This is a genomic window from Streptomyces sp. DH10 (assembly GCF_029813805.1).
GTDB classification, from domain to species: domain Bacteria; phylum Actinomycetota; class Actinomycetes; order Streptomycetales; family Streptomycetaceae; genus Streptomyces; species Streptomyces coeruleofuscus.
In genome coordinates, this window is sequence record NZ_JARVKU010000013.1 from 158,587 (window position 1) to 172,524 (window position 13,938).

At 69.6% G+C, this 13,938-nt stretch carries 12 protein-coding genes and 2 riboswitches; of the genes, 8 read left to right on the plus strand and 4 right to left on the minus strand.

The annotated features are described in order from the left end of the window. Positions 1–2: 2 nt before the first annotated feature. The 4 genes from QC385_RS26065 to gcvT form a co-directional block, all read right to left on the minus strand. A complete protein-coding gene (locus QC385_RS26065) occupies positions 3–1,370 on the minus strand; it encodes an L-serine ammonia-lyase (RefSeq protein ID WP_279543785.1) in 1,368 nt (455 codons plus the stop codon). Positions 1,371–1,453: 83 nt separating this feature from the next. Next, positions 1,454–2,716: a serine hydroxymethyltransferase gene (gene glyA / locus QC385_RS26070; RefSeq protein ID WP_279543787.1), complete on the minus strand. Its 1,263-nt coding sequence runs from the start codon at positions 2,714–2,716 to the stop codon at positions 1,454–1,456. Positions 2,717–2,730: 14 nt separating this feature from the next. Beyond that, positions 2,731–3,108: a glycine cleavage system protein GcvH gene (gcvH, locus tag QC385_RS26075; protein ID WP_059422730.1), complete on the minus strand. Its 378-nt coding sequence runs from the start codon at positions 3,106–3,108 to the stop codon at positions 2,731–2,733. Positions 3,109–3,212: 104 nt separating this feature from the next. Further along, positions 3,213–4,334, minus strand: a complete 1,122-nt coding sequence (gcvT, locus tag QC385_RS26080; RefSeq protein ID WP_279543789.1) for a glycine cleavage system aminomethyltransferase GcvT — start codon at positions 4,332–4,334, stop codon at positions 3,213–3,215. A gap of 76 nt (positions 4,335–4,410) precedes the next feature. Then, positions 4,411–4,512, minus strand: a riboswitch (glycine riboswitch). After that, a riboswitch (glycine riboswitch) is annotated at positions 4,513–4,612 on the minus strand. Positions 4,613–4,793: 181 nt separating this feature from the next. Between gcvT and QC385_RS26085 the strand changes: the two genes are divergently transcribed. The 8 genes from QC385_RS26085 (at position 4,794) to QC385_RS26120 (ending at position 13,887) form a co-directional block, all read left to right on the plus strand. Beyond that, positions 4,794–5,462, plus strand: coding sequence for an AAA family ATPase (locus QC385_RS26085; RefSeq protein WP_279543790.1), 669 nt, complete (start codon positions 4,794–4,796; stop codon positions 5,460–5,462). Between the two features lie 66 nt (positions 5,463–5,528). Next, positions 5,529–6,323, plus strand: coding sequence for an enhanced serine sensitivity protein SseB (locus tag QC385_RS26090; RefSeq protein ID WP_279543791.1), 795 nt, complete (start codon positions 5,529–5,531; stop codon positions 6,321–6,323). Positions 6,324–6,469: 146 nt separating this feature from the next. Beyond that, positions 6,470–7,270, plus strand: a complete 801-nt coding sequence (locus QC385_RS26095) for an enhanced serine sensitivity protein SseB C-terminal domain-containing protein (protein ID WP_279543792.1) — start codon at positions 6,470–6,472, stop codon at positions 7,268–7,270. 368 nt (positions 7,271–7,638) lie between these two features. Then, positions 7,639–8,637, plus strand: a complete 999-nt coding sequence (locus QC385_RS26100; RefSeq protein WP_279543793.1) for an ABC transporter permease — start codon at positions 7,639–7,641, stop codon at positions 8,635–8,637. Between the two features lie 68 nt (positions 8,638–8,705). Beyond that, positions 8,706–10,460, plus strand: a complete 1,755-nt coding sequence (locus QC385_RS26105; protein WP_279543794.1) for an ABC transporter substrate-binding protein — start codon at positions 8,706–8,708, stop codon at positions 10,458–10,460. Positions 10,461–10,541: 81 nt separating this feature from the next. After that, a complete protein-coding gene (locus QC385_RS26110; protein ID WP_059422738.1) occupies positions 10,542–11,549 on the plus strand; it encodes an ABC transporter permease in 1,008 nt (335 codons plus the stop codon). Further along, positions 11,546–12,637 carry an ABC transporter ATP-binding protein gene (locus QC385_RS26115; protein ID WP_279543795.1) on the plus strand — a complete coding sequence of 364 codons (1,092 nt, stop codon included), beginning with the start codon at positions 11,546–11,548 and terminating at the stop codon, positions 12,635–12,637. Before QC385_RS26110 ends, QC385_RS26115 begins: the two co-directional genes overlap by 4 nt. Next, complete coding sequence (locus QC385_RS26120) at positions 12,634–13,887, plus strand: ABC transporter ATP-binding protein (RefSeq protein WP_279543796.1); 1,254 nt, start codon at positions 12,634–12,636, stop codon at positions 13,885–13,887. The genes QC385_RS26115 and QC385_RS26120 overlap by 4 nt, the downstream gene beginning before the upstream one ends. The last annotated feature ends 51 nt before the right edge of the window (positions 13,888–13,938 follow it).

The window sequence follows — 13,938 nt, forward strand, 5'->3', positions numbered from 1 at the left end:
TGTCAGCACTCGATGATGTTGACGGCCAGCCCGCCCCGCGCCGTCTCCTTGTACTTCACCGACATGTCCGCGCCGGTGTCCTTCATCGTCTTGATGACCTTGTCCAGGGACACCTTGTGGGAGCCGTCGCCGCGCATCGCCATGCGCGCGGCCGTGACGGCCTTCACCGCGGCCATGCCGTTGCGCTCGATGCACGGGATCTGCACCAGGCCGCCCACGGGATCGCAGGTCAGGCCGAGGTTGTGCTCCATGCCGATCTCGGCGGCGTTCTCGACCTGCTCCGGGGAGCCGCCCAGCACTTCGGCCAGGGCGCCCGCCGCCATCGAGCAGGCCGAGCCGACCTCGCCCTGGCAGCCGACCTCGGCGCCGGAGATGGACGCGTTCTCCTTGAACAGCATGCCGATCGCGCCCGCGGCGAGCAGGAAGCGGACCACGCCCTCCTCGTCGGCGCCGGGCACGAAGTTCATGTAGTAGTGCAGGACCGCCGGGATGATGCCGGCCGCGCCGTTCGTCGGTGCGGTGACGACCCGGCCACCGGCCGCGTTCTCCTCGTTGACCGCCATCGCGTAGAGCGTGATCCACTCCATGGCGAGGGCCTTCGGGTCGCCCTCGGAGCGCAGCTTGCGGGCGGTGTTCGCGGCCCGGCGGCGCACCTTCAGACCGCCCGGCAGGATGCCCTCGCGGGACATGCCGCGCGCCACGCACGCCTCCATCACCCGCCAGATCTCCAGCAGGCCGGCGCGGATCTCCTCCTCGGTGCGCCAGGCCCGCTCGTTCTCCAGCATCAGCGCGGAGATCGACAGGCCCGTCTCCCCGGCGATGCGCAGCAGCTCGTCGCCCGTGCGGAAGGGGTACTTCAGCACGGTGTCGTCGAGCTTGATGCGGTCCGCGCCGACCGCCTCCTCGTCGACGACGAAGCCGCCGCCGACCGAGTAGTACGTCCTCGACATCAGCTCCGCGCCCGAGGCGTCGTACGCCCACAGGGTCATGCCGTTCGCGTGGTACGGCAGCGCCTTGCGGCGGTGCAGGACCATGTCGTCGTCGTAGGAGAACGCGATCTCCTGCTCGCCCAGCAGCTGGAGCCGGCCGCCGGTCCTGATCGCCTCCACCCGTGCGTCGGCCGTCTCCACGTCCACCGTGCGCGGCGAGTCGCCCTCCAGGCCGAGCAGCACCGCCTTGGGCGTGCCGTGGCCGTGGCCGGTGGCGCCGAGCGAGCCGTAGAGCTCCGCGCGGACCTTCGCGGTCGGGGCCAGCAGCTCCTCGTTGCGCAGCCGTCGCGCGAACATCCGGGCCGCGCGCATGGGGCCGACCGTGTGGGAGCTGGACGGGCCGATGCCGATCGAGAACAGGTCGAAGACCGAGATGGCCACGGGAACTCCTGACTACGGGGGTGGTGCAGAGGGGGTGGGCGCCGCGCCGCTCGTGGCCGCACGGCGCCCGAAAGGTTTCTTCGTTATGTGTTCAGACCCGGGTACAGCGGGTGCTTGTCGGCCAGGGCCTTCACCCGGGCCTTGAGGGCCTCCACGTCGTACGACGGCTTCAGCGCCTCGGCGATGACGTCCGCGACCTCCGCGAAGTCCTCCGCCCCGAACCCGCGCGTGGCCAGGGCCGGCGTGCCGATCCGCAGACCGGACGTCACCATCGGCGGACGCGGGTCGTTCGGGATCGCGTTCCGGTTGACCGTGATGCCCACCTCGTGGAGGCGGTCCTCGGCCTGCTGTCCGTCCAGCTCCGAGTGGCGCAGGTCGACCAGGACCAGGTGCACGTCCGTGCCGCCGGACAGGACGTCCACGCCCACGGCCCGGACGTCGTCCTTCACCAGACGCTCGGCCAGGATGCGGGCACCCTCCAGCGTACGGCGCTGGCGCTCCTTGAAGTCCTCCGAGGCCGCGACCTTGAAGGAGACCGCCTTGGCCGCGATCACATGCTCCAGCGGACCACCCTGCTGACCGGGGAAGACGGCGGAGTTGATCTTCTTGGCCAGTTCGGCCGTGGAGAGGATCACACCGCCGCGCGGGCCGCCCAGCGTCTTGTGGGTGGTCGTGGTCACCACATGCGCGTGCGGTACCGGGTTCGGGTGCAGCCCCGCCGCCACGAGCCCGGCGAAGTGGGCCATGTCGACCATCAGGTACGCGCCGACCTCGTCCGCGATCCGGCGGAAGGCGGCGAAGTCCAGCTGCCGCGGGTAGGCCGACCAGCCCGCGACGATCAGCTTCGGCTTGGACTCCTTGGCCAGCCGCTCGACCTCGGCCATGTCGACCCGGCCGTCGTCGCCGACGTGGTAGGCGACGACGTCGTAGAGCTTGCCGGAGAAGTTGATCTTCATGCCGTGGGTCAGGTGCCCGCCGTGCGCGAGGTTCAGACCCATGATGGTGTCGCCCGGCTTGAGCAGCGCGAACATCGCGGCGGCGTTGGCCTGGGCGCCCGAGTGCGGCTGCACGTTGGCGTGCTCGGCGCCGAACAGCTCCTTGACCCGGTCGATCGCGATCTGCTCGACCACGTCGACGTGCTCGCAGCCGCCGTAGTAGCGGCGGCCCGGGTAGCCCTCGGCGTACTTGTTGGTGAGGACCGAGCCCTGCGCCTCCATGACCGCGACCGGCGCGAAGTTCTCCGAGGCGATCATCTCGAGGGTGGACTGCTGCCGGTGCAGCTCCGCGTCGACCGCGGCGGCCACGGCCGGGTCGAGCTCGTGCAGGGGTGTGTTCAGGACGGACATACGGCTACGCCTCCTCAGCCGGCGGAGAAAGCGGTGTACTCGTCGGCGGAGAGCAGGTCGCCCGGCTCGTCCGTGACCCGCACCTTGAACAGCCAGCCGCCCTCGAAAGGGGCCGAGTTCACCAGCGACGGGTCGTTCACGACGTCCTCGTTGACCTCGGTGACCTCGCCGGAGACGGGGGAGTAGAGGTCGGACACCGACTTGGTCGACTCCAGCTCGCCGCAGGTCTCGCCCGCGGACACGGAGTCACCGACCTCGGGGAGCTGGACGAAGACCACGTCGCCGAGCGCGTTGGCCGCGTGCTCCGTGATGCCGACCGTCGCGACGCCGTCCTCGGCGGCCGACAGCCACTCGTGCTCCTTGCTGTAACGCAGCTGCTGGGGGTTGCTCATGGCCTGGATTCTCCTGTACGCGCGGGAGTGCTGTTGACGGGGGGACTGCTGGTGAGCTGGAACGACGGACCGCGGGGACGCCTGCCGCGGTCCCCGGCCAGTGTCTACTTCTGCCGCTTGTAGAACGGCAGCGCCACGACCTCGTACGGCTCGTGACTGCCCCGGATGTCCACGCCCACGCCGGGCGTGCCGGGCGCGGCGTGCGCGGCGTCGACGTACGCCATCGCGATCGGCTTGCCGAGCGTGGGGGAGGGGGCGCCGGAGGTGACCTCGCCGACCGCCTCGCCGCCGGCCACGACCGCGTACCCGGCGCGCGGGACGCGGCGGCCCTCGGCGACGAGCCCGACCAGCACGCGCGGCGGGTTCTGCTCGGCGCGGGCGGCGGCCTCGACCAGGGCCTCGCGCCCCACGAAGTCGCCCTCCTTCTCGAACTTCACCACGCGGCCGAGACCGGCGTCGAAAGGCGTCAGGGAGGTGCTCAGCTCGTGCCCGTACAGCGGCATGCCCGCCTCCAGGCGCAGCGTGTCGCGGCAGGACAGCCCGCAGGGGACCAGTCCGGCGCCCTCGCCCGCCTTGGTCAGGGCCTGCCACAGCTCGACCGCGTGCTCCGGCTTCACGAACAGCTCGAAGCCGTCCTCGCCGGTGTAGCCGGTGCGGGCGATCAGGGCCGGGACGCCCGCGACCGTGCCCGGCAGACCGGCGTAGTACTTCAGGCCGTCGAGGTCGGCGTCGGTGAGGGACTTCAGGATCCCCGGCGACTCCGGACCCTGCACGGCGATCAGCGCGTAGGCGTCCCGGTCGTCGCGCACCTCGGCGTCGAAGCCCGCGGAACGTTCCGCCAGGGCGTCCAGCACGACCTGGGCGTTGGAGGCGTTGGCGACGACCATGAACTCGGTCTCGCCCAGCCGGTAGACGATCAGGTCGTCGAGGATGCCGCCGTCGGCCCGGCAGATCATGGTGTAGCGGGCGCGGCCGGGCTTGACGCCGCCGATGTTGCCCACCAGGGCGTAGTCGAGGAGGGCGGCGGCCTGCGGACCGGTGACGGTGATCTCCCCCATGTGGGAGAGGTCGAACAGCCCGGCCTTCGTGCGCACGGCGTTGTGCTCGTCGCGCTCGGAGCCGTAGCGCAGGGGCATGTCCCAGCCGGCGAAGTCGGTCATCGTCGCGCCGAGCGAACGATGCAGGGCATCGAGCGCGGTGTGGCGGAGTTCTCCTGTACTGCTCATCGGTCGGTCGTCTCCCAAGGGCAATGGGGGTACCTCCCGCGCGAGCTCGTTCGAGCGTGGGGGAGGGCGAGGTCGTTCCTCCCCATCTGTCATCGGAACCTGAGAGGTTCGCCATGAAGGACATGGCTTGCACCTTGGGTGGGACCGCCGAGGACGGCGGCCCGCTTTTCAGATGTGCCTCGCCCGCGCGGTAACGGGGCCTGAGAGATTCAAGGGAGGGACTTGCTCCTTCGGCGCCCCAGCGTCAGCGGTGCTGGGAACTCTCCCGCGCGGATTCAAACGGCCGGTATGCAGTTGGCGCGCACATCATTGCACGCATCGTCGCGGGGTGGCAGGGGCACACCCTGTAGCAGGCCTGTTGCAGGAAGAGGACTAAAAAGAGAGACATCGGGCATTACCTTCTCTTTACACTCAGCGGGGATGGGACTCCGTACCTGGCCCCAGGGGAGGACGATCACGGTGAACAGGACCACCGCGTACGCCACGACATCGGGCGTCGCGCTGCCCGACCAGCCGGCCGGTCCGGCACGGGCGGCCTGCGGCCCGCTGCCGGTGCCGGTCGTCCGCGATCTGCGCGAGCGCGCCGGCCACAGCCCGCACGCGCTGCTCTTCGGCCCCCGCGACCTCGTCGTGGTCACGGGCCTGCCCGGCAGCGGCAAGTCCACACTGATGCGGCGCACCGTGCCCGGCCGGCGCATCGACTCCCAGGACACCCGAGACCGCTGGGACGGCAGCATGCCGCGCTTCCTGCCGTACGCGGTCTACCGCCCGCTCGTCCGCCTGGCCCACTACGCCGGGCTGCGCCGCGCCCTGCGCACCGGCGAGGGCGTCGTCGTGCACGACTGCGGCACCCAGGCCTGGGTCCGCCGCTGGCTGGCCCGCGAGGCCCGCCGCCGGGGCGGCACCCTGCATCTGCTCATGCTCGCCGTCACCCCGGAGGAGGCCCTGGCCGGCCAGCGCGACCGCGGCCGCGGTGTCTCGCGGTACGCGTTCCTGCGCCACCGCGCGGCGACCACCCGCCTGCTGCACGCCGTGGAGCGGGGCGAACTGCCCGCGGGCTGCGGCTCGGCGATCCTCGTGGACCGGGACGCGGCGGACACCCTGCGCCGGATCGGGTTCACCGGCTGACCGCGGGCGGCCCGCGAGACGCTAGCCTTTGAGCCACAGCAGTGGTTCCAGGCAGGCGGTAGGCAGATGGACTTCCCGGCGGACTTCTCCGCGGACTTCCCGGCGCACACGCAGACCCACCCGCACGGCGGATGGCCAGGCAACGAACTGGAGGAGGTGCTCTCGGCCTCCCTCGGCGCCGGGCCGTCGGCCGGCGGGCGGATCGTCGAGGTGCTCGGCCGGAGTTTCGTCTGGGTCCCCCTGCCGAGCGGCGGCGGCCCGCAGAGCGGCCCCCTGGACCTGCCCGGCATCGAGATCGAGGGCCAGGCATACGTACCGGTGTTCAGCTCCGAGGAGCAGTTCCGCCAGGTCGTCGGCTCCCACATGTCGTACACCATCGCGCCCGCCGTGGAGTTCGCCCGCGGCCTGCCCCCGCACGCCGGGATAGTCGTCAACCCGGGCGGCGTGGTCGGCATACCGCTCCCGCCGCCCGCCGTGGCCGAGCTCTGCCGGGCCGGCCGGACGCCCCTGGACGGCCCCGCGAGCGGCGGCCGCGTCCGCCTCTTCGAGCCCGACTGGCAGGACGACCCGGTGGACTTCCTCGCCGCCGCCTCCGCCGAGTTCGAGGCGATCGGCGTCGTCGTCACCGCCCGCCGCTGCCTCGCCGCGATCGAGACCGCCGACCCGGTGATGTTCGTGGGCGTCGAACTCTCCCAGTGGGAAGGCGACCTGCGGGCCCTCCCCCTGGACGCCCTGTCCCGGGCCGTGACCAGGTCCCCGGCCCCGTGGCCGGTCAACCTGATCCTCCTGGACGTGGCGGAGGACCCGGTGGGTCACTGGATGCGGGAGCGGGTGCGCCCCTTCTTCCAAGGGGTTCACTAGCAGATCTTTCACAGGGCTCACCGGCGAACGCTCACAGGAGTGAGGCCCGCGGCCGGACCCGCACCAGCCGGACGAGGCAAGTCCCGAGTCGGCGGGCGGGCTTAAGCTAGGTCACGGTCGAGGCGTTGTACGAAGGGGCGGTAAAGGTGAGCGCGAGCGGCACGGCCGCGGCCGGACAGGTCGAGCACATGCTGCGCCAGGTCACGCCCGGGCGTTACGACGCCTACGAGGCACTCCTGCGCGCGCTCGCGACCCCGCACTCCGGACAGATCTGGATGCTCCTCTGGCACGGCCAGGCGGGCTCCCCCGACGCCCAGTACGGGAACATGGAGGTCGACGGCTACGGCTACGCCCCGTGTGTGACCTCCGCCCAGGAGCTCTCGGCCAGCGGCTGGAACCGTTCTTACGAGGTGGTCGACGGAGTCGACGTCGCCCGCGCCCTCTACCCCGACCACTACGGCCTGTGGCTCAACCCGCACGCCCCCGGCGGCGGCGTCGGCATCCCCTGGCTCGACCTGCGCCGGATCGCCACGGGCCTGGACCGCCAGCCCGCCGGCCCGCTGCGGCTGTCCGAACCGGCCATCGAGATCCCGCAGTTCTACGCCCTGCTCGCGCAGAACGCCCACCGCACCCCGGCCGTCCGCTCACTGCGCCGGGCCTGGGTGCAGCCCGCGCTGGGCGCGCCGTATCTGGCCATCGGACTGGACGTGTACGACACCTCCCCGCCGGCCGTGGATTCCGTGCGCGCGATGATGCAGCAGTCCCTCGGTGCCGTACCGGACGGGCTGCCCGTCTCCACCGTCGCCATGTCCGACGAACACGACCCGGTCGCCATGTGGCTGCGCGCGAGCGCCCGCCCCTTCTACGACCGCGAGGCCCACGCCACGGCCCCCGTCCAGGCCCCGGCCTCCGGCTACGGCTTCCCCCCGGCGCAGGGCAGGTACTGACCGGCCCGCACCGGCCGTTGCCGCACCGGCCGTCGCCGCGCCGGTGCCAGGTGCTTTGCGTGCAATGCGCAGGTTTCAACGCCATATCGTCCGGACCACGTGCCCGCGTGTCCGGATAACGGAATCCCCCAGTCGGCATCACGGTTGCGCATACTTTCTCCACCAGGCCTGGCGTGTGATCGTGAGCGCGTTGAAGACTCGCCTCTCAGGCGCGAGGCCGTCGATCCTGTGAGCGATACCAAAGCGAAGGATCGGCCTGACGGTGGCCGTACCATCTGCGGACGCCACGCCATAGCCAAAGTGGATCAAGCCCCCGACAACGGTGGGCAAGGGGCCGGTGACCACCGGCGAGAAGGGGCAGGGCACTTGTGACGGCACCGATCGAGACCACCGGATCGCAGGCCGAGGCCCAGCCGGAGGCCGTGCTGGCGGGTGTGAAGTCCCAGAACATCGAGGGCCGGTCTCTCGGGCAGATCGCCTGGACCCGCTTCAAGCGCGACAAGGTGGCGGTGGCGGGCGGCGTCGTGGTCGTGCTGCTCATCCTGACGGCCGCCCTGTCCCGCCCGCTGCAGTCGCTGCTGGGCCTCGACCCCAACGCCTTCCACCAGGACCTCATCGACCCCAACACCACGCTCCCCAAGGGCGACTTCGGCGGCATGAGCTGGGACCACCCGCTCGGTGTGGAGCCGAAGTTCGGGCGCGACATCCTCGCCCGCATCCTTGAGGGCTCCTGGGTCTCCCTCGTCGTCGCCTTCGGAGCGACGGTGCTGTCCAATGTGATCGGCACCGTGCTCGGCCTGATCGCGGGCTACTACGGCGGGCGCGTCGACGCGGTCATCAGCCGGATGATGGACACCTTCCTGGCCTTCCCGCTGCTGCTCTTCGCCATCGCCATCTCGGCGACGCTCCAGGGCGGCGCCTTCGGGCTCGAGGGCCTCCCGCTGCACATCCTCGTGCTGATCTTCGTCATCGGCTTCTTCAACTGGCCCTACATGGGCCGCATCGTCCGCGGTCAGACGCTGGCGCTGCGCGAGCGGGAGTTCGTCGACGCCTCCCGGGGGATGGGCGCTTCCGGGCCGTACATCCTGTTCAAGGAGCTGCTGCCGAACCTGGTCGCGCCGATCATCGTCTACTCGACGCTGCTCATCCCGACCAACATCCTCTTCGAGGCCTCCCTCAGCTTCCTCGGCGTGGGCATCCAGCCGCCGCAGGCGTCGTGGGGCGGCATGCTCAACCAGGCCGTGGACTTCTTCGAGGTCGATCCGCAGTACATGCTCGTCCCCGGTCTCGCCATCTTCATCACCGTACTGGCCTTCAACCTCCTCGGTGACGGCCTCCGGGACGCTCTCGACCCCCGCAGCCGCTGACGTCTGCGGTCGCGGCCGGTGCCGCGTCCAGCCCAAGTGTTCAACTTCAGAAGGGGAATCCGACCATCATGCGAAGGTCAGCAATTGCCGTCGCCGCGGCCATCAGCAGTGCCAGCCTCGTGCTGGCGGGCTGCAGCAAGGCCGACGACAACGGCGACGACGGCGGCAGCAAGGCCACCGCCGACGCCGCCACGAAGTCGGTCGTGAACACCTCGACGGAGAAGGGCGGCACGGTCACCTACGCGATGTCCGACGTCCCGGACTCGTTCGACCCGGGCAACACGTACTACGCGTACATGTACAACTTCAGCCGTCTCTACGCGCGTCCGCTGCTCACCTTCAAGCCGGCTCCCGGCGAGAAGGGCAACGAGATCGTGCCGGACCTCGCGGAGTCCAAGGGCAAGTCGTCCGACGGCGGCAAGACCTGGACGTACAAGCTCCGTCAGGGCGTGAAGTACGAGGACGGCACCGAGGTCACCTCGGCGGACGTCAAGTACGCGGTGGAGCGCTCGAACTTCGCCCGTGACGTGCTCTCCCTCGGCCCGAACTACTTCGCCCAGTTCCTGGACGGCGGCGACAAGTACAAGGGCCCGTACAAGGACAAGAGCGGCAAGGGCCTGGCGTCGATCGAGACGCCGGACAAGCACACGATCACCTTCAAGCTCAAGCAGCCGTTCACGGACTTCGACTACCTGGTCACCGCCCCGCAGACGGCTCCGGTGCCGAAGGCCAAGGACACCGGCGTCGACTACACCAAGAAGATCGTCTCCTCCGGCTCGTACAAGTTCCAGAGCTACCAGGAGGGCAAGTCGGTCACCCTGGTGCGCAACCCCGAGTGGGACGCCAAGACCGACCCGCTGCGCAAGCAGTACCCGGACAAGATCGTGGTCAACCTGAAGGTCAACCAGGCCACCATCGACAAGGACCTGATGGCCGGCACCACCACCGTCGACCTCGCGGGCCGCGGCGTGGACACGCAGACCCAGGCCCAGCTGCTCAACAACAAGGACAAGAAGGCCAACACCGACAACACCTACGGTGGCCGTCTCGTCTACGCGGCGCTCAACACCACGGTCAAGCCGTTCGACAACGTCGAGTGCCGCAAGGCCGTGCAGTACGCCATCGACAAGGTGGCCGTGCAGACCGCCCAGGGCGGCCCGGTCCGCGGTGACATCGCCTCCACGGTCCTGCCGCCGGACGTGATCGGCTACCAGAAGTTCGACTCCTACCCCACCCAGGGCAACAAGGGTGACGCCACCAAGGCCAAGGGGCACCTGAAGGCCTGTGGCCAGGAGAAGGGCTTCAAGACCTACATCTCCGCGCGCAGCGACCGTCAGCAGGAGGTCGACGCGGCCACGGCGATCATCGACTCGCTGAAGAAGATCGGCATCAACGCCGAGATGAAGCAGTACCCGTCCGGCAAGTACTTCACGGACTACGCCGGTGTCCCCGCCTTCGCCAAGAAGCAGAACATCGGCATCATGATGATGCAGTGGGGCGCCGACTGGCCGACCGGCTACGGCTTCCTGAACCAGATCCTCAACGGCAAGGCCATCAGCACCTCCGGCAACACGAACCTCTCGTCGTTCGACAACGCCGAGGTCAACAAGCTGCTCGACGAGTCCATCCAGAACCCCGACGAGTCGGCGCGCAACGCCGCCTACGCCGAGATCGACAAGAAGACGATGGACGAGGCCGTCATCGTGCCGCTGACCTACTTCAAGGTCCTGCTGTACCGCTCGCCGAACGCCACCAACGTGGTCTCCTCGGCCGCCTGGAGCGGTCAGTACGACGTCCTCAACCTCGGTACGACGAAGAAGTAGCGCGAAGAGCAGCCCTGGAAGGCAGGTGAAGGCATTGGCGCCCGTGGGGCTCACCCCCCGCGGGCGCCGGCGCCGGTCCCCGTGATCTCGTACATCATCCGCCGGGCGATCGCGGCAGTGATCCTGCTGCTGGTCGTCACCGCGGTCACCTTCGGCATCTTCTTCCTGCTGCCGAGACTGGCCGGGCAGAGTCCCGACCAGCTGGCCGCCCAGTACATCGGAAAGAACCCTTCGCCCGAGGACATCCTGGCGGTCAAGCAGAACCTCGGGCTCGACAAGCCGGTCTACGAGCAGTACTGGGAGTTCATCAAGGGGATCGTCTCCGGCGCCACCTACAACCTCGGCCCGACCACGGCCAAGTGTGAAATGCCGTGCTTCGGCTACTCCTTCAAGAACCACATCGAGGTCTGGCCGCAGCTCGTGGACCGGCTTCCGGTGACCATCTCCCTGGCCGCGGGCGCCGCCGTGCTGTGGCTGCTGTCGGGTGTCGCCGCCGGTGTGATCTCCGCGCTCAAGCCGGGCTCGTTCTTCGACCGCGCCGCGATGGGCGTGGCGCTCGCCGGTGTGTCGCTCCCCATGTTCTTCACCGGCCAGCTGGCCCTGCTCGTCTTCAGCTATCAGCTGGACATCTTCGGGCGGACCTATGTGCCGTTCACCGAAAACCCTTCCCAGTGGGCCAACACGCTGTTCCTGCCGTGGTGTTCGCTGGCCCTGCTGTACTCCGCCATCTACGCACGGCTCACCCGGTCCGGCATGCTCGAAACCATGAACGAGGACTTCATCCGCACCGCACGGGCCAAGGGCCTGAAGGAGCGCAAGGTCGTCGTCAAGCACGGCCTGCGGGCGGCGCTCACGCCGATCGTGACGGTCTTCGGCATGGACATCGGCCTGCTGCTCGGCGGCGCGGTGATCACCGAGTCGGTGTTCTCCCTGCCCGGCATCGGCCAGTACGCCGTTCAGGCCATCACCGACAACGACCTGCCGCCGATCCTGGGCGTCACCCTGCTGGCGGCCTTCTTCGTCGTGCTCTGCAACCTGGTGGTGGACGTGCTGTACGCCACCGTCGACCCGCGGGTGAGGCTCTCGTGACCGAACTGACCAAGACCGGGGCCGCCGTGGGCGAGCCGACGCCCAGCGGGGAGCCCCGGGCGTTCCTCGATGTGCGCGACCTCAAGGTGCACTTCCCGACCGACGACGGCCTGGTCAAGTCCGTCGACGGGCTCTCCTTCCAGCTGGAGAAGGGCCAGACCCTCGGCATAGTGGGCGAGTCCGGCTCCGGCAAGTCGGTGACCTCGCTGGCCATCATGGGCCTGCACCGCCTCGGCAACCGCGGCAAGAACGTGCGGATGTCCGGCGAGATCTGGCTCGACGGCAAGGAACTCGTCTCGGCGAGCCCCGACGAGGTGCGCCGGCTGCGCGGCCATGACATGGCGATGATCTTCCAGGACCCGCTGTCCGCGATGCACCCGTACTACACGGTCGGCAACCAGATCGTCGAGGCGTACCGGGTCCACCACGACGTCAACAAGAAGACCGCCCGCAGGCGCGCCGTCGAACTCCTCGACCGGGTCGGCATCCCCGAGCCCGACAAGCGCGTCAACAGCTACCCGCACGAGTTCTCCGGCGGTATGCGCCAGCGCGCCATGATCGCCATGGCGCTGGTCAACAACCCCGAGCTGCTGATCGCGGACGAGCCGACCACCGCGCTCGACGTGACCGTGCAGGCGCAGATCCTCGACCTGATCCGGGACCTGCAGAAGGAGTTCGGCTCCGCGGTCATCATCATCACGCACGACCTCGGCGTGGTCGCCGAGATCGCCGACGACATCCTCGTGATGTACGGCGGGCGCTGCGTGGAACGCGGACCGGTCGACACGATCTTCTACGAGCCGCAGCATCCCTACACCTGGGGCCTGCTCGGCTCGATGCCGCGGATCGACCGTGAGCAGACCGACCGGCTCATCCCGGTCAAGGGTCAGCCGCCCAGCCTCATCAACGTCCCCTCGGGGTGCGCGTTCAACCCGCGCTGTCCGTATGCGGACGTCCCCAAGGGCGGGATCACCCGCACCGAGCGGCCCGAGCTGCGCGAGGTGGGCGGCAGGCACTTCACCGCCTGCCACCTGCCGCAGGAGGACCGCACCCGGATCTGGAACGAAGAGATTGCGCCGAAGCTGTGAGCGAGACCGATACCCGGGCAGGGACGACGGCCGTGACCGACGACGATGACAAACCGCTGCTCAAGGTCGAGGGACTGGTCAAGCACTTCCCCATCAAGAAGGGCCTGCTTCAGCGGCAGGTCGGGGCGGTCAAGGCCGTGGACGGCATCGACTTCGAGGTGCGCCGCGGGGAGACCCTCGGCGTCGTCGGCGAGTCCGGTTGCGGCAAGTCGACCATGGGCCGTCTCATCACCCGGCTGCTCGAACCCAGCGGCGGGAAGATCGAGTTCGACGGTACTGACATCACGCACCTCGGCACGGGCGGCATGCGCCCGCTCCGCCGCGACGTGCAGATGATCTTCCAGGACCCGTACGGTTCGCTGAACCCCCGGCACACCATCGGCACCATCGTCTCGGCGCCGTTCAGGCTCCAGGGCGTGGAGCCCGAGGGCGGCGTCAAGCAGGAGGTCCAGCGCCTCCTGGAGCTGGTGGGCCTGAGCCCCGAGCACTACAACCGCTACCCGCACGAGTTCTCCGGCGGCCAGCGGCAGCGCATCGGTATCGCCCGGGCCCTGGCCCTGAAGCCGCGGATGGTCGTGGCCGACGAGCCGGTCTCCGCGCTCGACGTGTCGATCCAGGCGCAGGTCGTGAACCTGATGGACGACCTCCAGGACGAGCTCGGCCTGACGTACGTGATCATCGCGCACGACCTGTCGGTCGTCCGGCACGTCTCGGACCGGATCGCGGTGATGTACCTCGGCAAGATCGTCGAACTGGCCGACCGCGACTCGCTGTACGCCAGTCCGATGCACCCGTACACCAAGGCCCTGCTGTCGGCGGTGCCGATCCCGGATCCGCGGCGCAGGGCGGCCAAGAGCGAGCGCATCCTGCTCAGGGGCGACGTGCCCTCGCCGATCGCCCCGCCGAGCGGGTGCCGCTTCCACACCCGGTGCTGGAAGGCCACGCAGATCTGCAAGAGCACCGAGCCGCCGCTGATCGAGCTGCGGCCCGGGCAGCGCGTCGCCTGCCACCACCCGGAGAACTTCGAGGACCAGGCCCCGCAGGACACCGTTCTGCTGTCCGCCGCGAAGGAGGCGGCGGCACTGGTCGCCGACGAGGTGCTGGCCGAGTCGGCACAGACGTCGGCGGCGGTGGCGGAGGTGGCGGCGAAGAAGGGGCCGCAGTCCACCACGAAGGGTGCCGAGACGGAGTCGGAGGCCTCCGCGGAGGAAGCGGCGGATTCTGCCTCCAAGGAGCCCGGGGACAAGTGACCCAGCCCCTGCCGGAGCGCCTCTGCCTTGACACTTAAGGCCGAGGCGCTC

Bases quoted from the DNA above. Each gene is read 5' to 3' on its own strand.
- gcvT (WP_279543789.1), bottom strand. From the start codon at position 4,334: ATGAGCAGTACAGGAGAACTCCGCCACACCGCGCTCGATGCCCTGCAT.
- gcvH (WP_059422730.1), bottom strand. From the start codon at position 3,108: ATGAGCAACCCCCAGCAGCTGCGTTACAGCAAGGAGCACGAGTGGCTG.
- QC385_RS26105 (WP_279543794.1), top strand. From the start codon at position 8,706: ATGCGAAGGTCAGCAATTGCCGTCGCCGCGGCCATCAGCAGTGCCAGC.
- glyA (WP_279543787.1), bottom strand. From the start codon at position 2,716: ATGTCCGTCCTGAACACACCCCTGCACGAGCTCGACCCGGCCGTGGCC.
- QC385_RS26090 (WP_279543791.1), top strand. From the start codon at position 5,529: ATGGACTTCCCGGCGGACTTCTCCGCGGACTTCCCGGCGCACACGCAG.